This is a genomic window from Janthinobacterium sp. EB271-G4-3-2 (assembly GCF_020858035.1).
In the GTDB taxonomy this organism is placed as follows: Bacteria; Pseudomonadota; Gammaproteobacteria; order Burkholderiales; family Burkholderiaceae_D; genus Janthinobacterium; species Janthinobacterium aestuarii.
Genome location: NZ_JACYMG010000001.1, coordinates 801,344 through 823,907, shown reverse-complemented (window position 1 = coordinate 823,907; position 22,564 = coordinate 801,344). Strand labels below are relative to the sequence as shown.

Here is a 22,564-nt window from a genome sequence, read left to right as displayed (position 1 = left end):
CGGTGATACTTTTATATTTTACTGAATGATTGATTGACTTTTATCGGATTGGCTTGCCGAGCAGGGGGGATGTCATGGTCTATCTCGCTACCATTGCGCTCGCGCAGCTCAAGAACATAGGGTGACTCTTCGGGGCATTATCCTTGATCGCCACCTTGCGTAATTCCCATGTTGGATAAAAATGATCGTTCTGAACTCAATCGTTGGCTCGGGCGAATTGTTCCAAGTCCTAGCAATGCCATGTGACTTGATCATGACCCGGCCCCTAGGCCGACACAGAAGCCGATGTACTACGTGATGTATTCAGTAGTAGTGGTGCCCCATGAAGGGGGGCCATAAGAGGTCTAGTCAGTGTAGTCATTGGGGTTACACTTGCTGATGGGGCCTGCATGTATATTAGGTCTGGATGGCCTTGCCGGATGTCCCCGTGCACTCGAGCATGCTCTTTTTGAGGGTTGATGGCGAAGACCATGATGGAACAGGCGGAAAACGGGGTAAATGAATGGTGCGTTTCATTTCGCCGCCATCCCCAGCATCTCCCGCACCACCGGCAAAATCATCCCCCAAGCATTCGACGTCGCCGCAATCTCGTCATAATGGCTGGCCCCAGGCAAGATCAGCACTTCCGCATGGTCGCCGGCCAGCCGGGCCTTGGCCGCATAGTCGTGCGCGACTCTGGGCGGGGAGATGGTGTCGAGCTCGCCCGTGGCCAGCACGGTGCGGCTGCCGTTGGGGATCAGGTCGGCGGCGTTGGTGTCGCTGTAGATGTCGGGGCGCTCAGTGCTTGGGTGGCCTGCCAGTTGGGCGATGTCGCGCTCGCAGCTGGTCTTGATCAAGTCCTTTTCATGGCGCAGGTCGGCCAGGCCGCCCAGGCTGACGATGTTTTTGACTGGCAGGAACTTCTCGCGGTACAGGGGGCTGGTTTTTGGCAGTTTTTCCCTTCCTGCGATCCATTGCACCAGCTGGCCGCCGGCCGAGTGGCCCATGGCGAGGATGCGGCTCGTGTCGAGCTGGTACTGGGGCGCGTGCTGCTGCAGGCTGTCGAGTGCCGCGTGCATGTCTTCGTAGGTGCCCGGATAGCCGCCGCCCGGCTCGTCGACGCGGCGGTACTCGACATTCCATACGGCGATGCCTTGCGCGACGAGGGCGCCGGCCACGTTGCGCATTTGCTTGATGCCGCCGAAGGCCACCGTCCAGCAGCCGCCATGCACGAGCACGACGACGGGGAACGGTCCGCTGCCTTCGGGCCGGAACAGCTGCGCGTATTGCGACGGTGCGGAGCCATAGGCGATCTGCGCCGTGGGCGGTGGGCCGTTCAGGGCCAGGTAGTCGTCCAGGCTCATGGGGGCGGCGACGGCGCCGTGGACTGAGGCGAGCAGGGCGGTGGCGATCAGGGAGGACGGCAAGGAAGTAGGCATGCTGGAATTCGCTTGAGAAGAGAGCAACACTTTAGCATAGGGCCGCGTGGAGGGAGAGATCAAGGGGCATGCTGTTTTCCTCCTGCAAGAGGGTTGCCTCATGGTATATTCCGGGCATCAGTTTTCCCCTTATCGACACGGTGCACGCAAACAACATTCTTTCCTTGCTGGACGCCGAGCATAGTGCGCTGGGCAGCATCGCGGCAGGCGCCGACTTGGCCCATGCACTGGAACACTTGTTGCTGGCGCTGCAAGAGCTGGCCGAGGGCGGCGCGCATGCCTGCCTCGTGCTCATCGACGAGGCCGACCGCTTTTGCGGCTTGTCCGCGCCCAGCCTGCCACAAGACCTGTGCCTGGCCCTGCGCCACGGCGGCGAACAGCCTTCCCCGTTCGGCACGGCGGCCTTTTCCGGCGCGCCCGTGTATTGCGGCGACATCACGCGCGACGTGCACTGGAGCGCGGGACGCAAGGAAGCCATGCTGCACGGCTACCGCGCCTGCTGGGTCGCTCCCGTCTTCGGCGCCAAGGGCCATATCCTGGGCGTGCTGGGCCTGTTTTTCCAGGCGCCATGCCATCCCACCCAGCCCGAGATCGAATTGCTGGCGCTGGCCGCGCGCGTGGCCGCGCATGTGATCGAGCGGGGCCAGCTGGAAAAAGCGCTGCACGACAGCCGCGAACACTTCCATTACGCCATCGAACTGAACACGCAAGTGCTGTGGACGGCCGACCTCGACGGCAAGCTCGACTATGTGGCACAGCGCTGGCGCGACTGGACGGGAGGCAGCGGCCTCGCTACCAGCTGGCTCGATGCCATCCATCCCGAGGACATGCCCCGTACACTGGCGGCGTGGAGCGAAGCGGTGGGCAGCGGCCAGCCGCTGGACCAGGAAATGCGCGTGCGCCGGCAGGATGGCCGCTACCGCTGGGTGCATTCGCGCGCCTACTGCCGGCTCGACGAGCGGGGCCAGCCCGTGAAATGGTACGGCTCCTGCGAGGATATCGACGAACACTGGCAGGCGCGCAACGCCTTGCTCGACAGCGAAGCGCAGTTCCGTTCGCTGGCCTCGACCATGCCCAACCAGGCCTGGCTGGCGCACGGCAGCGGCGCCACCTACTGGGTCAACCAACAGGTGTGCGAATACACGGGGCAATCGATGAAGTCGCTCGTGTCCACCGGTTTTCGCCAGTGCGTGCACCCGGACGACGTGCAGGCCACGCAGAAAAGCTGGGAGCGGGCCGTCGCCACCGCCAGCGCCTACGAACACGAGTTCCGCATGCGCCGCGCCAGCGATGGCGCCTACCGCTGGTTCCTCACGCGCGCCTTGCCCCTGTTCGACGAGGCGGGCACGGTGCTGCGCTGGGTGGGCACGAATACGGACGTGCAGGAACAGAAGAATGTGCTGGAAAAGATGGCCTACCTGAACTCCTCGCTGGAAGTGGAAATGGCCAACCGCACGGCCGACCGCGACCGCATGTGGCGGCTGTCGACCGACATCATGCTGGTGGCGGACCTGGCCGGCATGATCATCGCCGTCAATCCCGCCTGGAGCAAGATCCTCGACCGGCCGGAAATCGAATCGCTGGGCATGGACTTCATCAGCCTCGTGCATCCCGACGACCGCATGGCGGCCCTGCAGGATTTGTCGCGGCTGGCCCACGGCGCGCCCACCTTGCGCATGGAAAACCGCTACCGCCGCCGCGATGGCGGCTACCGCTGGATTTCCTGGACGGCCGTGCCGGCGCAAAAGCTGATCCACGCCATCGGCCGCGACGTCACGGACGAGAAGGAGGCGCGGCTGGCGCTGGTGCGCAGCGAGCAGGCCTTGTTGCAGGCGCAAAAGCTCGAATCGATCGGCAAGCTGACGGGCGGCGTGGCCCACGATTTCAACAACGTCCTGCAGATCATTTCCGGCAACCTGCAGCTGCTGAAACTGACGGTGGCCGACAATCCGCAGGCGGCCCGCCGCCTCGATTCCGCCGCCTCGGCCGTCGACCGGGGCGCCAAGCTGGCGTCGCAGCTGCTGGCCTTTGCGCGGCGCCAGCCGTTGAAACCGCTGGTGACGGACCTGGGGCGTTTGCTGCGCCGCATGCATGAGCTGATCCGCCGCGCGCTGGGCGAGGCGATTACCGAGGAAACCTTTATCAGCGACGGCCTGTGGCATACGCTGGTCGACCCGAACCAGATGGAAAACGTGCTGCTGAACATGGCCATCAATGCGCGCGATGCGATGGACAAGGGCGGGCGCCTGACCTTTACCTTGAGCAACGTCACGCTCGACGCCGCCTACGCCAGCCAGCATGCGGACGTGCTGGAGGGGCAATACGTGCTGCTGACCATCACCGACACGGGCCACGGCATGGAGCGCGACGTGATCGACCAGATCTTCGAGCCCTTCTTCACCACCAAGCGCGAAGGCGAGGGCACGGGCCTGGGCCTGTCCATGGCCTACGGCTTCATCCGCCAGAGCGCGGGCCACATCAAGGTGCGCAGCGCGCCGGGCGCCGGCACGACGTTCAAGATTTATCTGCCCCGTTCGCTGGAAAAACTGGCCGAACCGCCACCGAGCCTGACGGGCCCCGTGCTGGGCGGTGGCGAGACCATCCTCGTCGTGGAAGACGATGCGCCCGTGCGGCACACGGTGGTCGACATGCTGCGCGGCCTAGGCTACGACGTGCTGCATGCCGATGACGGCGCCTCGGCGCTGGCCCTGCTGGGCACGGGCGTGGCCATCGACCTGCTGTTTACGGACGTGGTCATGCCCGGTCCCGTCAGCAGCAAGCAGCTGGCGCAGCAGGCCAGGCTGCTGCTGCCGGAGCTGGCCGTGCTGTTTACCTCGGGCTACACGCACAATGCCATCATGCAGGGCGGGCGGCTGGACCCGGGCGTGGAGCTGTTGAGCAAACCGTACCAGCGCGAAGACCTGGCGCGGCGCATCCGCCATTTGCTGGCCGACCGCCGCCTCGTGGGCGCGCCCGACCCGTCCGGGCGGCGCATCCTGCTGGTGGAAGACAATGACGATGCGCGCGAAATGACGACGGAAATGCTCAATATGCTGGGGCACACCGTGCACGGCGTGGCCAGCGCGGAAGCGGCCATGCCGCTTTTGGCCATGCCGGGCCTGGACGTGCTGGTGACGGACATCAGCCTGCCCACCATGTCCGGCCTGGAACTGGCGCGCCATGCGCGCGCGCACTGGCCGCAGCTGGACGTGGTGTTTGCTTCCGGCCATGACTGGGGCGCCAGCCTGATGCAGGACGCCAGCGCCCGTTTCCTGCGCAAGCCGTTTGGTCTGGAAGAGCTGGCCAGCGCATTGAAGGCGCGCCGGCTCGACGTCTACTAACTTATTGGCTTACTCGGCTGGCGCCAGCAAGGCTTGCTGCAATTGCTTGACCGTAAATGGTTTCACCAGGAAGCGTGCTTGCGGGTCCAGCACGCCGGAATTGGCCGGCGCATGGCCGGTGGAAAATACCACTTCCAGCTGCGGATAGTCGCGCGCCGCCAGCTCGGCCAGCTCGGCGCCCGACATGCGCGGCAGGCTGATATCGGTCAGCAGCAAGTCCAGTCCCGGCGTGCCGAGCAGGGGCAAGGCTTCCTCGGCCGTGCCCACGGCCAGCACAGTATGACCGAGCATGGCCAGCAATTCGCTCGTCATGGCGCGCGCGTCCGCATTGTCTTCCACCAATAAAATATGTCGTCCCGCCGGCTGTGCGGGTGCGGCAGGTTGCGGCGGCGCCAGTTGCGCGCGGTACTGGTGCAGGGCCGTCACGTGGCGGCCATTGGCCAGCAGGTGGCGGATGCGCCGCGCCAGGTCTTCGCGCCGGTAGGGCTTGCTCAACAACTCCACGCCCGGTTCCAGCCGGCCGCCCTGCATCATGGCGTCCTGCGTGTAGCCCGAGGTAAACAACACGGCCAGCTGCGGCAGCAGCACGCGGGCCTGGCGCGCCAACGCCGTGCTGGCCACCTTGCCTGGCATCACCACGTCCGTAAACAGCAGATCGATGGGCACGCCGCTGCCGATGACGGCCAGCGCGCTTTCGCCATCGCTGGCGCGCAGCACGACGTAACCGAGGCCGCGCAACATGTCCACCACCGTCGTCTGCACCTGCACGTCGTCTTCCACGACGAGGATGGTTTCCTTGCCGCCCAGCACGGGGCCGCCCAGTTGCAGCGGCAGTTCCGTTTCCGCTTCAAGCGAGCGCGGCAGATAGATGCGGAAGGTGCTGCCATGACCGGGCAGGCTGTCCACCGTCAGGTGGCCGCCGCTCTGGCGCAGGAAGCCGTAGGCCATGGACAGGCCCAGGCCCGTGCCTTCGCCTTCCTTCTTTGTCGTGAAGAACGGTTCGAAAATCTTGTCGAGCAGCTCGGCCGGAATGCCCGTGCCCGTGTCCGAGACGGCCAGCAGCACGTAGTCGCCGGGCGCCACGTCCGCATGGCGGGCCGCGTAGTCGCTGCCCAGCACGATGTTGCTCAGTTCGATGGTCAGCTGGCCCTCGCCATCCATGGCGTCGCGCGCATTGATGGCCAGGTTGAGGATGACGTTTTCCAGTTGGTGCGGGTCGACCAGGGCGCGCCAGCAGTCGTCGGCCAGCAGCCAGCGCGTTTCGATGGTTTCGCCCGTGGCGCGCCGCAGCAGCTCTTCCGTCGAGCGCAGCAGCTGCGCCAGGTCCGTCACCAGCGGTTTCAGCGGTTGGCGCCGCGCAAAGGCCAGCAGCTGGGCCGACAGCTTGGCGCCCCGTTCCACGGCGGCCGAGGCGCTGGCGATGCGCTTGGCGGCCAGCGGGTCGTTGTCCAGGTTCAGCTGCAGCAGTTGCAGATTGCCCGAGATAATTTGCAGCACGTTATTGAAATCGTGGGCCACGCCGCCCGTCAGCTTGCCCAGCGCTTCGAGCTTTTGCGATTGCAGCAGGGCCATCTCGCTGTGGCGCAACGATTCCTGCATGCCGCGCAAAGTGCTTTGCGCTTCCTTTTCCAAGGTGACGTGGCGCCCGGTGGCGAAAATCAGGTCGCCTTCGATGGCCGCCACCCACGACAGCCAGCGGTGACCGCCATCGCGGTGCCGGTAGCGGTTTTCAAAGCTGGGCAGGGCCTCCTGCGTCACTTGCGCCAGCGCCTGGCGCGTGGCGGCGGCATCCTCGGGCAGCACGAAGTCGAACAGGCTGCGGCCCAGCATTTCCTCGGGCAGCCAGCCCAGGATGGCGCCGGCGGCCGGGTTGACGGCGGCAAAGCAGCCTTCGGCATCGATGGCCACCATCAGGTCTTGCGCGCTGCGCCACAGCCGCTCGCGCTCGCTGTTGCGCGCGGCCAGGTCCGCTTCGAGCTTCTTTTCCACGGTGATATCGCGCGCGCTGCAATACACCTTCTCGCCTTCGGGCACGGCCACCCACGACAGCCAGTGCCAGCCGCCCAGCTTGTGGCGGTAGCGGTTTTCGAAGCGCAGCGCCGGCTGGCCCTGGTTGGCCGCATCCCAGGCCGCATAGGTGCGCGGCAAGTCGTCCGGGTGGATCAGTTCAAAAAATTTCGTCGTGCGGATTTCCTCGCTGGACCAGCCCAGGGTGGCTTGCCAGGCGGGGTTCGAGTGTTCGAAATAGCCGTCGAGGTTGAGTACGCCCAGCAAGTCGGGACTGACGTTCCAGGTGCGGCCGAATTCGCGCGTGCGCTCGGCCACTTGCGTTTCCATGCTGGCAGTCAGGGCGCGCAAACGCGATTCCGCCCGGGCCCGCAAAATGGTCGACCAGACGCGTTCCGACACTTGCACGGCCAGTTCGATCTCGTCCGCATGCCACAGGCGCGCCGCGCTGCTGTGCACGACGAACAGGGCTTCCAGCTGGCCATCCTTGGCAATCGGAATGTTCAGGAAGGCACGGATGCCCAAGCGCGCGACCGCGGCCAGCGCGGCCGTGCGCGGATCGCTCGCCACATCGCTGACGGCGAGCGCCTGGCCGGCGGCAAGGGCATCGGCCAGGCCTGCCGTGTAATCGCCGAGGAAATACTCGCCGGCGGCGCCCGGTGCCAGTCCATCGCTCCACGCATGCTGCAGGGTGGGGCACTGCAGGGTCTGGTCGATATCGAAACAGGCCACTTGCTGGGCGCCCAGGCGCTGTCCCAGCAGCTGCGCCGACAGGGAAAGAATCTCGCCCGTGTCTTGCAGCAGGCGCAGCCGTCGTTCCAGTTGCAGCAAAAAAGCGACGCCGCTGGCGCCGGCCTGATTGCGGGGGGCGGGGGTGCTGGTCATGCCGGCCTCAACTGCCGGCCAGCGGCAGGGTGACGCTGAACAGGGCGCCATTGCCGGGCTGGCTTTGCAGGGTGATGGCGCCGCCATGCGCATCGACCAGCTGCTTGGTGATGAACAGGCCCAGGCCCAGGCCGCCTGTGCGGTCCTGGTGCATGACGCGCTCGAACGCGTCGAAAATGCGTTCCTGGTCGCGCGCGTTGATACCGATGCCATGGTCGCGCACTTCGATGACGGCGCTGTTCTGCGTGTGCGCCAGGCTGATTTCCACGGGCTGGCCCTGGCCGTAGCGCACGGCGTTGCTGATCAGATTGACAACTATTTGCTCGACGCGGAAGGCGTCCCAGAAACCGTGGATGGGCTCGAAGGCCATCACTTCCAGTACGCTGCCCGTGGCGGCCGCATACGGGCCCAGGTCGTCCGCCACGCGGCGCACGAGGCAGGTCAGGTCGACGGCTTCGCGGCGGATCGACAGCTTGCCGCTGGTGATGCGCGACACGTCGAGCATATCGTCGATCAGGCGCACCATGCTGCGGATTTGCCGCCCGTCGCGCGCCACCATCTTGCCCAGCTTGTCCGGCTCGAAGGCGGCCAGGTTGCCCCGTTCCAGGTTGACTGTGCGCATCTGCGTTTCCAGGAACAGCGTATTCAACGGCGTGCGCAGTTCGTGCGCCACCATGGACATGAATTCGTCGCGCAGGCGCAGCGAGCGCTGCAGTTCAGCCTGCGTGGCGCGCAATTCCTTCAGCAGCGCTTCCTGCTGCTGGCGGCTGTGCTCGAGTGCCTGCACCTGGCGCCGCGTCTCGCTGCGTTGCTGGTGCAGGGCAACGAAGACGTTGACCTTGCTTTGCACGGCATTGATGTCGAGCGGCTTGTGCAGGAAATCGACGGCGCCGCTTTCATAGCCCTGGAAGGCGAAATTCATTTCCTTGCCGGCCGCCGTGACGAAGACGATGGGGATGTGCCGCGTCTTTTCCGTGCCGCGCATTAATTGTGCCAGTTCAAAGCCATCCATCTCCGGCATTTGCACGTCGAGGATGGCCAGCGCGAAATCGTGCTCCAGCAGCAGGGCCAGCGCTTCTTCGCCGGACGAGGCTTGATAGACGCTGCGGTCGCTCTCGCGGATCAGCGCATTGAGCGCGCGCAAGTTTTCCGGCAAGTCGTCGACGATCAGCAATTTGGTGCTTGTTTCATTCATCATGTTTCATTCCTGGCATGTGCCGTCCAGCGTAGTGGGAAGCGGCGTGCGACGGCGCACGCTTGCGGTAGAGCTTTTCGGGACCCGGCAATGGCTCGAAGTCGGGGGCAAAGCGCGTGAAATGCGTGCTTTCCTTGCTGCCCAGGCCCAGGAATCCCCGGTGGCACAGCGAGTCCTGGAACAGGCCCAGGGCCCGCTCCTGCAAGGTTTTATTAAAGTAAATCAAGACGTTACGGCACAAAATCAGTTGCGTTTCAATAAACACGCTGTCCGTGGACAGGCTGTGGTCGGCAAAGTTGATCTTGTCGAGCAGACCCTGCTGGAACCGCGTCGTGGCATGCTCGACCGTGTAATAGTCGGCCAGTTGGCCCAGGCCGCCCGCGGCCAGGTAGTTGGCGCCATATTCTTCAAGCCGGTGCAACGGATACGCGCCGCGCGCGGCCGTGGCCAGCGCTTGCGGATTGATGTCGGTGGCGTAAATCGTGCTACGCTCGAGCAAGCCTTCTTCGTGCAGCACGATGGCCAGCGACAGCGCCTCTTCTCCCGTGCAGCAGCCGGCCACCCAGATGGTCGGCGACGGGTAGGTTTTCAGCACGGGCACCACGTGTTCACGCAAGGCGCGGAAAAATGCGGGGTCGCGGAACATTTGCGTGACGGGCACGGTCAAAATCTGCAGCAGGTCGCCGAAGGCGGCCGGGTCGTCCAGCACGCGCTGCTGGAGGGCAGGCACATCTGCACAATGCAAACGGTCGAGCGCGTGATTGAGGCGGCGCCGCTGCGAGGGCAGGGAATAGTCGCGAAAATCATAGCTGTAGCGTTGATACAGCGCTTCCATCAGCGCGTGCAGTTGCGCGTCGGTGCTGCGCTGGGACATCAGATGCGTTCCATCTTCGGCATCCACACGCGCAGCAGCGAATACAAACGATCAAGGTCGATCGGCTTGGCCAGGTAGTCGGACGCGCCCGCCTGCAGGCATTCTTCCTGGTCATTCTTCATGGCCTTGGCCGTGATGGCGATAATCGGCAGCTTGTTGTAGCGGCCATCGGCGCGGATCAAGCGCGTCGCTTCCAGGCCATCCATGCCCGGCATCATGACATCCATCAGCACGAGGTCGATATCGTCCACGCTGTTGAGCTTGCTGATGGCTTCGAAGCCGTTGCGGCCGATTTCCACCACTACGCCTCGCTGTTCCAGCGCATTGGTGAGGGCAAAAATATTGCGCACGTCGTCGTCCACGAGCAAGATCTTGCGCCCTTCAAACACGCGTTCGCGGCTGCGCACCTGCTGCAGCATGCCCTGGCGCTCGCTCGACAGTTCGGATTCCACCTTGTGCAGGAAGAGGGTGACTTCGTCGAGCAGGCGTTCGGGCGAGCGGGCGCCCTTGATGATGATCGAGCGCGAATACTTCATCAGGTCCGCTTCTTCCTCGCGGCTTAGGTTGCGGCCCGTGTAGACGATGACGGGCGGGAACGAGCATAGTTCTTCATGTTCCATGCGTTCGAGCAATTCGTTGCCCTGAATGTCGGGCAGCTTCAAATCGATGATCATGCAGTCGAAAATCTGCGTTTTCAGCAATTCCAGCGCCTGCTCGCCCAGCGCCACGGCCGTGATTTCCACGTCGTCGTCGCTGATCAGGTGCACCACGCTTTCGCGCTGGCGCTCATCGTCCTCGACCAGCAGGATGCGCTTCATCTGCTGCGTGAATTTCGATTCGAGCTTGCGGAACACTTCCTTCAACTGCTCGCGCGTGCGCGGCTTGGTGGTGTAGCCGATGGCGCCCAACTGCATGGCTTCCTGGATCTGGTCATTGCCGGACACGATGTGCACGGGAATGTGGCGCGTCAGCGGGTTTTCCTTCAATTGCTGCAAGACCAGCAAGCCCGGGCGGTCCGGCAAGCCCATGTCGAGCAGGATGGCGTCGGGCAGGAATTCTTCCGCCAGGCGCAAGCCTTCGTCGGCGCCGTGCGCCACCAGGCAGCGGTATTGCATTTCATGCGCGAGGTCGAACAGGATGCCGGCAAATGACGGTTCATCCTCGATCACCAGCACGGAACGCTGGCCCGTCTTGGCCGGGGGCACGCTATCGCGGTCATCCTGGAAGGTGGGCAGCGGCACCGGCTTGGCGGCGGGCGCCGCCTTCGGCGCGGCGGCCGCGATTTTTGTGGGCGCTTGCGGCGCGGCGGCGGGCGCGCTTGCCGTTTCCACGGCGCGCTCCGGCATGACGGCCGGCAGCACCAGGGTAAACGTGCTGCCCTGGCCCGGCGTGCTGGCCAGCTCGATACTGCCGCCCAGCAAGGCGGCCAGGTCGCGCGAAATCGACAGGCCCAGCCCCGTGCCGCCGTAGCGGCGGCTGGTGGTGCCGTCGGCCTGGTGGAAGGCGTCGAAAATCTTGTGCTGCTGGTCGTCGGCGATGCCGATGCCCGAATCCTGCACCTGGAAGCGCACCTGGCCGGCCGCATCGGCGCTCACGTGCAGGGACACCGTGCCCGCATCGGTAAACTTGATGGCGTTCGACAGCAGGTTCTTCAGGATCTGCTCCAGGCGCTGGCGGTCGCTGACGAGCGACGGCGGAGAGCCCGGCGCCACCTTGACGTCAAAAACGAGTTTCTTTTGCTGCGCCTGGGCGCCGAACAGCATCTTCATGCTGCTGAGCAGTTCGTCGAAAGGCACGGCTTCCGGGGTCAATTCCAGCTTGCCTGCCTCGACCTTGGAAATGTCGAGGATATCGTTGATGAGGGTGAGTAAATCGTTGCCGGCCGAATAAATGGTTTGCGCAAACGTCACTTGCTCAGGCGTCAGGTTGCCGCTGCTGTTGTCCGACAACAGCTTGGACAGGATCAGCGAGCTGTTCAGCGGCGTGCGCAGCTCGTGCGACATGTTCGCCAGGAATTCGGACTTGTAGCGGCTGGCCCGCTGCAGCTCTTCCGCGCGCGCTTCCAGCTGGGCGTGCGCCTGGACGATGGCCATGTTTTTCTGGTCCAGCGACAGCGCCTGCACGGCCAGCTGCCCGTTCGACTGCTCGAGCGCCGCCTTTTGCTCTTCCAGGTGGGCTTGCGACTGTTCCAGCACGCGCGACTGCTCGCCCAGCTCTTCATTGGCCGTGCGCAGTTCTTCCTGCTGCACTTCCAGTTCTTCATTCAGTTGCTGGGTTTCTTCGAGCACATTTTGCAGGCGCTGGCGGTACAGGGCCGCTTCCAGCGAGGTGCCGACGTTCGCGGCAATCAGGTTCAGCCACTCCTTGGCGCGGGCGCTGACGGGATGCGTAAAGCCCAGTTCGATGACGCCGTTGACGACGCCTTCATTGTTGACGGGCGCCAGGACCAGTTCCAGCGGCGCGCCGCGGCCCAGGCTCGACGTCACGGTCAGGTAATTCTCGGGCACTTGCTGCACATGCTTGAGGCGCTTTTCGCGGGCCGTCTCGCCCACCAGGCCTTCGCCCAGCTTGAACACCTGTTTTTCCTTGACGCCCTGTTCGTTGAAACCGTACACGGCCGTGCGGCGCAGGCTGCCATCCTCGTCGACGACGTACAGGGTGGCGATGGCCACGTCCAGGCGGTGGGCGAGGAAATCCAGCACGTGCCGTCCCAGTTGCGGCAGGCCCAGCTGGCCGCTCGTGTGGGCCGCCAGTTCCGTCTGCCCCGTGCGCAGCCACGCTTGCTCCTGCAGCACGTCGTTGTCCTTGCCGCGCTGCTCGAGCGCGTCGTTGTAGATATCGGACAGGCGCAGCAGTTCGCGCCGGCCCAGGTAGGCCAGCAGGCCCGACAACCCCAGACTCAAGACCAGGAACACGGCCACGGCCAGCATGGTGCGGCTCTCGGCCGTATCGGCCCGTTCCTGGCGCAAGCGCTGTTCCATGGACAGGAAGGCGAGGAATTCGCGGCGGATTTCATCAAATTCCAGCTTGCCTTCGCCCTGGCGCACGCGCGCGAGGAATTCCTGGTTGCTGCGGCGCTGCCCGATCACGCTTTCCGCATACTCCATCCACTGGTTTTGCAGCGCGCGGATGCGGCGCAAGCGGTCTACCTGGATGGGGCTGTCCGAGACGAGCTCGAGCAGTGTGCTCATTTCGACGGCAATCTTCGCCTTGCCCGATTTATACGGCGCCAGAAACGTTTCATCGCCCGTCAGCAAATAGCCGCGCATGCCCGTTTCCAGGTCGACCGACAATTTCATGACTTCATTCGCGTTGCCGATCACCCGTTCGGAATGCTCGACCGAGCGCAAGGCCGACAGCAGGTAGGCGATCAGGGCGACGAACACGAGGGCCGTGACGACCCCGATGACCAGCGGCAAGGTCACGTTGCGGGCGAGGATGCGGCGAAAGCTGAAGGAGTCGATCGGGGTCTTGGTATTCATCATGTCCGTGTAAGGCAGTCGCGAAAAAATCAATTTTAATTGAAATGCAAGATTTCTGGTGGTCAAGCATAGCGTGCGCTAGCATAACAGCCTTGGGACATTTTTCGCAGGCGCAAGGTAGCGCAATGCGGGGTAGCGCACAGATGAAAGTAGAGGAAAAATCAAGGTAGCCACGATTGAGGCAGATCAAAGAGATTGGTGGTTGACATCCTAAGATGCAGGAGGTGGCGGCGTCCAAGCAGACGGTCGCCGTGTGCAAACCAGCCCACGCAGGAGGACATCATGGCTAATCAACTGATCCGTCGCGATCCGCAAAACCCGCTGGCACGTTTCGACCCGTTCAGCGACATGGAAGAATTCATGCACGACTTTTTCGCGCCCGCCTTGCGCCTGCGCGATGGCGGTTCGTCACGCATGCGTGTCGACATTTCCGAAACCGAACAAGCTTATCAGGTGCAGGCGGACATTCCCGGCGTCAACAAGGACGATATCAAGGTCTCCATCGACGGCAACCGCGTCTCCATCAGCGCCGAGCTCAAGGATGAAAGAGTGACGCGCGACGGCGGCGGCAAGACCGTGCGCAGTGAACGAGAGTACGGCCAGCAGTACCGCAGTTTCGTGCTGCCGCACGAGGTGGATGAGGCGGGCGCGCAGGCCCGCTATGAAAATGGCGTGCTGCTGCTGGACTTGCCGAAGAAGGAAGGCACGGGTGGGCGGCAACTGTCGATACAGTGAGCCGGGCCGGGTTTTAGCTGCGCAGGTCAGATTAGCACAGCGTAATCCGGCAATCTGCGTGGCGGCGCCTGTCGGCTTACGCCCTGCGGGCTAAGCCGACCCACGAAAAAACGCCGGACGGTGCCGGCGTTTTTTGGGGTGTTCCGGATGGCGGGGCGCCGCCGCCCGGATTGCCTCTTTATATATATGTCAGTCGCGGATTTCCAGCGCCCGGTTCAGGCTCAGGGCGGCCAGCGAGGCGACGGCACCCGACAGCAGGTAGAAGCTGACATAGGCGAGGCCGAAGTTGGCCGACAGGCCCAGCGCCACCAGCGGGGCGAAGCCGGCGCCGACCAGCCAGGCCAGGTCGGACGTCAGGGCCGCGCCCGTGTAGCGGAAGCGGGCAGGGAAGTTGGCCGTCACGGCGCCGGCTGCCTGGCCGTAGGATAAGCCCAGCAGGCTGAAGCCCACGAGGATGAAGACGTCCTGGCCCGTATTGCCGCCGCCCATCAGGGTCGGCACGAAGGCGCTGAAGATGGCGATCAGCACGGCCAGCACGCCGAGGGTGGTGCGGCGGCCCACTTTATCGGCCAGCACGCCGGAAATCACCACGCCGACGGCGGCCAGCACGGCGCCCAGCATCTGGATTTGCAGGAAGTCCGAAGCGGAACGCGTCTGGTAGACGGAAATCCACGACAGCGGGAACACGGTGACGAGGTGGAACAGCGCGTAGCTGGCCAGCGCGGCGAGGGCGCCGATCAGCACGTTGCGGCCCTGGCCGCGGCTCATTTCAAACACGCTCACGGGCTGCAGTTCGCGTTCGTCGAGCAGGCGCGCATATTCATTCGTCGACACGAGGCGCAGACGGGCAAACAGGGCCACCACGTTGATGGCGAAAGCCACATAGAAAGGATAGCGCCAGCCCCAGTCGAGGAAGTCTTCATCCGTCAGGGTGGTCAGCATGAACCAGAACAGGCCGGCGGCGATCAGGAAGCCGGCCGGTGCGCCCAGCTGGCCCAGCATGGCGTACCAGCCGCGCTTGTTTTCCGGCGCGTTCAGTGCCAGCAGCGATGGCAGGCCATCCCACGAACCGCCCAGCGCCACGCCCTGGCCGATGCGCAGCACGGACAGCCAGATGATGGCGGCAAAGCCCAGGTGAGAATAGGTCGGCAGGAAGGCGATGCCGGCCGTCGACACGCCCAGCAGGAAGAGGGCGAACGTCAGCTTGGCGCTGCGTCCCATGCGGCGCTGGATCTCCATGAAGATCACGGTGCCGAACGGACGGGCGATGAAGGCGAACGAAAAGATCAGGAATGCATATAATGTACCCTCCAGGCGTTCTTCAAACGGGAAGAAGACGCGTGGAAACACCAGCACCGAGGCGATGGCGTAGACAAAGAAGTCAAAGTATTCGGAAGCGCGGCCGATGATCACGCCGACGGCGATCTCACCGGGGTCGATATGCGATTCGACCGTGCCGGCCCCGCGTGCGTCGCGCAGGGAGTGGGGGGAAAAGTCGGCGGGTACATCCCCGCTGTGTATGCGCGTGCTGGACATGATGATCGTCTCCAATATAGTTTCGAGTTCGGCCAACGCGTAACATACCCCGGGTGTCTCACGCCCGGAGTAGGACTATTCAATGGATAGCTGTAGGAAAACTCCGCAGCCACCCAGTGAAAATCCGAGCAAGGGGTAGGACAAAACGTCCAATTGCCAACGCGCTCCAGTGAGAATACAGTACCATATCTTCATCCCCTGTACTGGACTTTCCTGTATGTTTTCATTAAAAGTTCGTCGCGGACTGCTTCTTTTACCTCTCGCATTGTTGGCTGGTTGCAATACGGTGGTACTGAATGCGTCTGGTGACATCGCAGTTCAGCAAGGCAATCTGATTGTCATCTCGACATTGCTGATGCTGTTGATTATCGTTCCGGTAATCGCCCTGACCCTGCTTTTTGCATGGCGCTATAGAAAAAACAATACCGCGGCCAAATACGAGCCGGACTGGGACCACTCGACTCGCCTCGAGCTGATTATCTGGGGCGCGCCCCTGTTGATCATTATCGTGCTGGGCCTGCTGACCTGGATCAGCACCCACACCCTCGATCCATATCGCCCATTGAGCCGTATCGACGCCAACCGTCCTATTCCTGCCAGCCACAAGCCGATGATCGTCGAAGTCGTGGCCCTGGACTGGAAATGGCTGTTCATCTACCCGGAGCAAGGCATTGCTTCCGTGAATGAACTGTACGCGCCTGTCGATCGCCCGATCCGCTTCAAGATCACCGCGTCGTCCGTCATGAACTCGTTCTTCATCCCCGCACTGGCAGGTCAGATCTACGCCATGCCGGGCATGGAAACGCAGTTGAATGCCGTCATCAACAAGCCTGGTGTCTACAAGGGCTTCTCCGCGAACTACAGCGGTGCCGGTTTCTCGGGCATGCGCTTCAAGTTCCACGGCGTGAATGATGCGGACTTCGACAAATGGGTGGAATCGGCACGTGCCGGTGGCGGCGCGCTGAACCGCGACGACTACCTGTCGCTGGCCCAGCCTAGCGAACGCGATCCGGTGCGCCGCTACAGCGCCGTGCCAAACGACCTGTACAAGGCAATCCTGAACCGCACCATCGTTTCCGACGCCCTGTGCGTGACGCCGGTCCAGCCATATAAGTTGACGATGGCAAATAGCCCGGTAGCGTTTGTCACGCCAGTCGTCGCTGGCGATGCAGTGGTTGAAAAGGGTGTTCAAGCCAAGTAACAACTGCATGAATCCTGCAGCGCATTGCGCTGCAGATACTGGCGCCGCTTGCCTGGCGCCTCCCTTTTTTCTCTGAGAGTAACAATGCTAGACCATATTGATCTGACGAAGCTTATCTTCGGCCGTCTGAATTGGAGTGCGATTCCACTTCACGAGCCTATCCTGCTGGCGACCTTTGCGATGGTTGCCCTGGGCGGTATCGCACTCGTTGCGGCACTGACGTATTTCCGCGTCTGGGGTACCCTGTGGCGCGACTGGATCACCAGTATCGACCATAAAAAAATCGGTATCATGTACATGATCCTGGGTCTTGTCATGCTGCTGCGCGGCTTTGCCGACGCGCTGATGATGCGTACCCAGCAGGCCGTCGCCTTTGGCGACAATGCCGGCTTCCTGCCACCGCATCACTACGACCAGATCTTCACCGCCCACGGCGTGATCATGATCTTCTTCGTCGCGATGCCTTTCGTGACGGGTCTGATGAACTACGTGGTGCCGCTGCAAATCGGCGCGCGCGACGTGGCTTTCCCATTCCTTAACAACTTCAGCTTCTGGATGACCACCATGGGCGCCGCCCTGGTCATGGCTTCGCTGTTCGTCGGCGAATTCGCCCGCACGGGCTGGCTGGCGTATCCACCGCTGTCGGGCATCGTCGGCAGTCCGGACGTGGGGGTAGACTATTACATCTGGTCCTTGCAGATTGCCGGGGTCGGGACGCTATTGTCCGGTGTCAACCTGATCGCCACCATCGTCAAGATGCGCGCGCCAGGCATGACCTGGATGAAAATGCCCGTCTTCACCTGGACCGCACTGTGCACCAACATCCTGATCGTCGCCGCCTTCCCGGTGCTGACGGCTGTGCTGGCCATGCTGTCGCTGGACCGCGTTGCAGGCTTTAACTTCTTCACGACGGAACTGGGCGGCAACGCCATGATGTACGTCAACCTGATCTGGATCTGGGGTCACCCGGAGGTCTACATCCTGATCCTGCCACTGTTCGGCGTGTTCTCGGAAGTCGTCGCCACGTTCAGCAGCAAGCGTTTGTTCGGCTACGCCTCGATGGTGTACGCCACCTGCGTCATCATGATCCTGTCGTACCTGGTATGGCTGCATCACTTCTTCACCATGGGTTCGGGCGCCAGCGTCAACTCCTTCTTCGGCATCACGACGATGATCATTTCGATCCCGACGGGCGCGAAGATCTTCAACTGGCTGTTTACCATGTACCGCGGCCGTATCCGCTTTGAACTGCCCATGCTGTGGACGATCGGCTTCATGGTCACCTTCACCATCGGCGGCATGACCGGCGTATTGCTGGCCGTACCACCAGCTGACTTCGTGCTGCACAACAGCCTGTTCCTGATTGCCCACTTCCATAACGTGATTATCGGCGGCGTGGTCTTCGGTGTCTTCGCTGCGATTAACTACTGGTACCCGAAAGCCTTCGGCTACAAGCTCGACGTGTTCTGGGGCAAGTGCTCGTTCTGGTTCTGGTTCGTCGGCTTCTACCTGGCCTTCATGCCGCTGTACGTGCTGGGCCTGATGGGCGTGACCCGTCGTGTCAACCACTTCGAAGATCCATCGTTGCAAATCTGGACCATCATCGCCTGGTTTGGCGCCGTCTCGATCGCACTGGGTATCGCTTCCATGCTGATCCAGTTCTTCGTCAGCTACCGCAACCGTCACGCCCTGCGCGACGTGACCGGTGACCCATGGGGTGGCCGTACGCTGGAATGGTCGACGTCGTCGCCACCGCCAGACTATAATTTCGCCTTCACGCCGCAAGTGCACGAACTCGATGCATGGACTGACATGAAGAAACACGGTTACCAGCGTCCGACGTCCGGTTTCACGAAGATCCACATGCCGAAGAACACCTGGGCTGGTTTCGTGATCGCCGCACTGTCCGCACTGGTCGGTTTTGGCCTGATCTGGCAAATGTGGCTCGTCGCCAGCATTGGCTTCGTGATCATGATGGTTACCATCATCGTGCATACCTTTAACTACAAGCGCGATTACTACATTCCTGCGGAAGAAGTGGTCCGTACCGAAGACGCTTATACTAAATTGCTGAGCAGCCATGTCTGATACCATCGCCCATAACACCGGCGCCGCTGGCGCCGCACCAAGCACGCGCAGCTACTTTGTGCGCGAGCACCACCCGGAAAACGGCAGCCTGCTGGGTTTCTGGCTCTACCTGATGAGCGATTGCCTGATCTTCGCCTGTCTGTTCGCCACGTACGCCGTGGTCGGTCGCAGCTACGCGGACGGCCCGACGGGCGCCGCGCTGTTCGACCTGCCGCTGGTCGCCGTCAACACGGCCATGCTGCTGCTGTCGTCGATCACCTACGGCTTCGCCATGCTGGCCATGCAGCGCAAGCAATTGCGCAGCACCCTGGTCTGGCTGGGCATCACGGGCCTGTTCGGCCTGGCCTTCCTGTCGCTGGAAATGTATGAATTCATTCATCTGATCCACGAAGGCGCCGGTCCGCAGCGCAGCGCGTTCCTGTCGTCGTTCTTCGCCCTGGTCGGCACCCACGGCTTGCACGTGACGTTCGGCGTGATCTGGCTCGTGACCTTGATGTTCCAGTTGAACAAGCATGGCCTGACCCCGGAAAACGGCCGCCGCATGATGTGCCTGTCGCTGTTCTGGCACTTCCTGGACGTCATCTGGATCGGCGTCTTCACCTTTGTCTACCTGATGGGAGTGCTGCCATGAGCGACCACCACACACACGGCGATAGCCACCACCATGACAACCACGATCATGGCAGCCTGAAAAGCTACACGATCGGTTTCATCCTGTCGGTGATCCTGACGGCCATTCCGTTCTGGCTGGTGATGACGAAAGCCATCACCAACTCGGGCACCATGGGCCTGGTCCTGCTGGCGTTCGCGGCTGTTCAAGTGGTGGTACACATGGTGTACTTCCTGCACATGAACACCAAGTCCGAAGGCGGCTGGAACATGATGGCGCTGATCTTCACCATCATGATCGTCGGTATCGCCATGGCCGGTTCCCTGTGGGTCATGTACCACATGAACCACAACATGATGCCGGATCTGATGCCTGAGTACATGCATACGAAAACGGCTCCATGATGAGTCAACCGCGCCCTGGCAACACCGGGCGCGCCCCTGGCGCCGCATCGCAAGATGCCGCGCCAGGCCCACGCGGCATGGCTGTGCATTATTCAAAAATTGCACTGGCCTTGCTGGCGGGGATCTTGTTTGCCGGTTTCTGTGCCCTGGGCACCTGGCAAGTCAAGCGCCTGTTCTGGAAGCTTGACCTGATCGAGCGCGTCGAACAACGCGTACATGCGCCCGCAACGGACGCACCTGGACCCGCAGCCTGGGCCAGCATCACGCAACAAACGGACGAATACCGCCATGTGCGACTCTCCGGTACCTATCTCCCCATTTTCAATACCCTGGTGCAAGCAACGACGGCACTGGGCAGCGGTTACTGGCTGATGACGCCATTGCGCCTGGCCGATGGCAGCACCGTGCTGGTCAACCGCGGCTTCGTGCCGAAACGCGCCGGCATCGCCGCCAGCACGCCGGCCGGCATCGTCGAGGTCGACGGCTTGCTGCGCGTCAGCGAGACGGGCGGTGGTTTCTTGCGCGAAAACAGTCCTGCCACGCAGCACTGGTATTCGCGCGACGTGGCCGCCATCGCCGCCTCGCACATGCTCACCAATGTGGCGCCATATTTTGTCGATGCAAAGGCAATATCGGAAACGGCCGTTGATGCGCCCGTCGGCGGCCTGACCGTGATCTCCTTCCACAACAACCACCTCGTGTACGCCTTGACGTGGTTCGCGCTGGCCCTGATGGTGGCCGGCATCACGTGGTGGATCGTGCGCGAAGACCGGCGCCGCCGCGCCCGTGGCACCCAGCGCCAGGAAAGCGACCATGCCGGGCAGGATTGAGATCCTGCCCAACCGCGAGGTATTGGAACGCGGCGCCGTGGCGGCCGAGATGGAACATCCGGCCGGCCACCAGAACATGAAGCTGCTGATCCAGCTGCGCTGGCTGGCCGTGATCGGCCAGATCAGCACGATCTTCGGCGTGGGCGTGGGACTGGGCATCGCCTTGCCCGTGCCCTACATGCTCGAAGTGCTGTCCTGCCTCATCGCTTTTAACCTTGCCAGCCTGCTGCGCTGGCATGAACGCCAGCCCGTCTCCAACACGGCGTTGTTCCTCGCGCTGCTGGTCGACGTCACCGTGCTGACGGCCCAGCTCTACCTGAGCGGCGGCATCAGCAACCCGTTTGCCTTCCTGTACTTACTGCAAGTCATCCTCAGCGCCGTGCTGCTGGAAGTGTGGTCGACCTGGATCATGGTGGCCATTACGAGCCTGTGCCTGGCCGGCCTGGCCTTGCTGCCCGGCCCCTTGATTCTGCCGATCGACCCCGAGCGGGGCTTTTCCAGCCTCTACGTGCAAGGCCTGCTGATCTGTTTCATCCTGAACGCCGCCTTGCTCGTGGTGTTCATCACGCGCATCAACCGCAACCAGCGCGCCGGCGACGCCAAGGTGGCCGACTTGCGCCAGCGCGCGGCCGAAGAAGAGCACATCATCCGCATGGGTTTGCTGGCTTCGGGCGCCGCGCACGAGCTGGGCACGCCGCTGGCGACCCTGTCCGTCATCCTCGGCGACTGGCGCCGCATGCCGGAACTGAGCAAGAACAGCGAATTGCTGGAAGAAATCACGGAAATGCAGGCCCAGTTGCAGCGCTGCAAGAGCATCGTCAGCGGCATTTTATTGTCGGCCGGCGAGGCGCGCGGGGAATCTTCCGTAAAAACGACGATCAATACCTTCCTCAACGACCTGGTCGACGAGTGGCGCACCAGCCGCCCGATCCAGGGTTTCGAGTACGATAACCGCATCGAGCACGACGTGCCCGTCGTCTTCGATTCGACCCTGAAGCAAACCATTTGCAACGTGCTCGACAATGCGCTGGAAGCGTCGCCCGAGTGGCTGCGTTTCGAAGCGACGCGCGAAGCGGATGCCTTGCACCTGGTCATTACCGATGCGGGCCCCGGCTTCGAGCCGTCGATGCTGACGCACCTGGGTAAACCATATCAAAGCAGCAAGGGCAAGCCCGGCGGCGGCCTTGGTCTGTTCCTGGTGGTCAATGTCGCGCGTACCCTGGGCGGCACGGTGACGGCGCGCAACCGGGTGCAGGGCGGGGCGGTGGTGCACCTGGCCTTGCCGCTGGCGGCCATCAAACTGGAAAGAGAAAGCGACCACCATGCAGGATGACCGTCTGTTACTGATCGTGGAAGACGATGCCGCGTTTGCCCGCACCCTGGGCCGCTCGTTCGAACGGCGCGGCTACCAGGTCATCCTGGCCACCAATTTCGACGAAGCGAGCGCCTTGCTTGAGCAGCACTGCCCCGACTATGCCGTCGTCGATCTGAAGCTCAATGGCAATACCTCGGGCCTGGCCTGCGTGCAGATGCTGCACCAGCACGACCCGGACATGCTGATTGTCGTGCTCACCGGCTACGCCAGCATCGGCACGGCCGTCGAAGCGATCAAGCTGGGCGCCTGCCAGTACCTGGCGAAACCGTCGAACACGGACGACATCGAAGCGGCCTTCGGCCACGTGGCCGGCAATGCCGACATCGAACTGACGAACCGCGCCACCAACATCAAGACCCTGGAATGGGAACGCATCCACGAAATGCTGGCCGAGACGGATTTCAATATCTCGGAAACGGCCCGCCGCCTCGGTATGCACCGGCGTACGCTGGCGCGCAAGCTGGAGAAGCAGCGGGTGAAATAGTTACTGCGCAGCCTGGTCGTTGTCGAATCAGTGGCGCTAGGAGGTTTTTAAGACAGGATGCCAATCGGGATGAATGGCGTGCTTGAAATCGCTGTTTTC

Annotated in this window: 15 protein-coding genes; 9 read left to right on the top strand and 6 right to left on the bottom strand. The window is 62.8% G+C overall.

The window, feature by feature from the left end:
• Window positions 1-512: 512 nt before the first annotated feature.
• On the bottom strand, window positions 513-1,418 hold the full coding sequence (locus tag IGS55_RS03510; RefSeq protein WP_230516022.1) for an alpha/beta hydrolase: 906 nt from the start codon (window positions 1,416-1,418) through the stop codon (window positions 513-515).
• 68 nt (window positions 1,419-1,486) lie between these two features.
• Here IGS55_RS03510 and IGS55_RS03505 point away from each other — a divergent pair, with 68 nt between their 5' ends.
• Window positions 1,487-4,759, top strand: a complete 3,273-nt coding sequence (locus tag IGS55_RS03505) for a PAS domain-containing protein (protein ID WP_230516021.1) — start codon at window positions 1,487-1,489, stop codon at window positions 4,757-4,759.
• A 9-nt stretch (window positions 4,760-4,768) separates the two neighbouring features.
• Here the strand turns inward: IGS55_RS03505 and IGS55_RS03500 are convergent, their stop codons facing one another.
• Genes IGS55_RS03500 through IGS55_RS03485 form a run of 4 tightly spaced genes read right to left on the bottom strand, consistent with a single transcriptional unit; the run spans window position 4,769 to window position 13,202 of the window.
• Window positions 4,769-7,651, bottom strand: coding sequence for a hybrid sensor histidine kinase/response regulator (locus tag IGS55_RS03500; RefSeq protein WP_230516020.1), 2,883 nt, complete (start codon window positions 7,649-7,651; stop codon window positions 4,769-4,771).
• A 7-nt stretch (window positions 7,652-7,658) separates the two neighbouring features.
• On the bottom strand, window positions 7,659-8,849 hold the full coding sequence (locus IGS55_RS03495) for a hybrid sensor histidine kinase/response regulator (protein WP_128143197.1): 1,191 nt from the start codon (window positions 8,847-8,849) through the stop codon (window positions 7,659-7,661).
• Window positions 8,839-9,720: a CheR family methyltransferase gene (locus tag IGS55_RS03490; protein ID WP_230516019.1), complete on the bottom strand. Its 882-nt coding sequence runs from the start codon at window positions 9,718-9,720 to the stop codon at window positions 8,839-8,841. Before IGS55_RS03490 ends, IGS55_RS03495 begins: the two co-directional genes overlap by 11 nt.
• On the bottom strand, window positions 9,720-13,202 hold the full coding sequence (locus tag IGS55_RS03485; protein ID WP_230516018.1) for a response regulator: 3,483 nt from the start codon (window positions 13,200-13,202) through the stop codon (window positions 9,720-9,722). Before IGS55_RS03485 ends, IGS55_RS03490 begins: the two co-directional genes overlap by 1 nt.
• 282 nt (window positions 13,203-13,484) lie before the next feature.
• Here IGS55_RS03485 and IGS55_RS03480 point away from each other — a divergent pair, with 282 nt between their 5' ends.
• Window positions 13,485-13,937 carry an Hsp20/alpha crystallin family protein gene (locus IGS55_RS03480; RefSeq protein WP_230516017.1) on the top strand — a complete coding sequence of 151 codons (453 nt, stop codon included), beginning with the start codon at window positions 13,485-13,487 and terminating at the stop codon, window positions 13,935-13,937.
• Between the two features lie 189 nt (window positions 13,938-14,126).
• Here the strand turns inward: IGS55_RS03480 and IGS55_RS03475 are convergent, their stop codons facing one another.
• A complete protein-coding gene (locus IGS55_RS03475) occupies window positions 14,127-15,473 on the bottom strand; it encodes an MFS transporter (protein ID WP_230516016.1) in 1,347 nt (448 codons plus the stop codon).
• A gap of 217 nt (window positions 15,474-15,690) precedes the next feature.
• Here IGS55_RS03475 and cyoA point away from each other — a divergent pair, with 217 nt between their 5' ends.
• The 7 genes from cyoA (at window position 15,691) to IGS55_RS03440 (ending at window position 22,465) form a co-directional block, all read left to right on the top strand.
• On the top strand, window positions 15,691-16,674 hold the full coding sequence (gene cyoA, locus IGS55_RS03470) for a ubiquinol oxidase subunit II (protein WP_230516015.1): 984 nt from the start codon (window positions 15,691-15,693) through the stop codon (window positions 16,672-16,674).
• Window positions 16,675-16,758: 84 nt separating this feature from the next.
• Window positions 16,759-18,762, top strand: coding sequence for a cytochrome o ubiquinol oxidase subunit I (gene cyoB, locus IGS55_RS03465; protein ID WP_230516014.1), 2,004 nt, complete (start codon window positions 16,759-16,761; stop codon window positions 18,760-18,762).
• Window positions 18,755-19,393: a cytochrome o ubiquinol oxidase subunit III gene (cyoC, locus tag IGS55_RS03460; RefSeq protein ID WP_034788486.1), complete on the top strand. Its 639-nt coding sequence runs from the start codon at window positions 18,755-18,757 to the stop codon at window positions 19,391-19,393. Before cyoB ends, cyoC begins: the two co-directional genes overlap by 8 nt.
• Window positions 19,390-19,776, top strand: coding sequence for a cytochrome o ubiquinol oxidase subunit IV (gene cyoD / locus IGS55_RS03455; protein ID WP_034748058.1), 387 nt, complete (start codon window positions 19,390-19,392; stop codon window positions 19,774-19,776). The genes cyoC and cyoD overlap by 4 nt, the downstream gene beginning before the upstream one ends.
• Window positions 19,773-20,606 (top strand): SURF1 family protein, encoded by an 834-nt coding sequence (locus IGS55_RS03450; protein ID WP_230537137.1) that lies wholly within the window; start codon window positions 19,773-19,775, stop codon window positions 20,604-20,606. Before cyoD ends, IGS55_RS03450 begins: the two co-directional genes overlap by 4 nt.
• Window positions 20,590-21,939, top strand: coding sequence for an ATP-binding protein (locus IGS55_RS03445; RefSeq protein WP_034748064.1), 1,350 nt, complete (start codon window positions 20,590-20,592; stop codon window positions 21,937-21,939). Before IGS55_RS03450 ends, IGS55_RS03445 begins: the two co-directional genes overlap by 17 nt.
• A complete protein-coding gene (locus tag IGS55_RS03440) occupies window positions 21,929-22,465 on the top strand; it encodes a response regulator transcription factor (protein WP_034748067.1) in 537 nt (178 codons plus the stop codon). The genes IGS55_RS03445 and IGS55_RS03440 overlap by 11 nt, the downstream gene beginning before the upstream one ends.
• The last annotated feature ends 99 nt before the right edge of the window (window positions 22,466-22,564 follow it).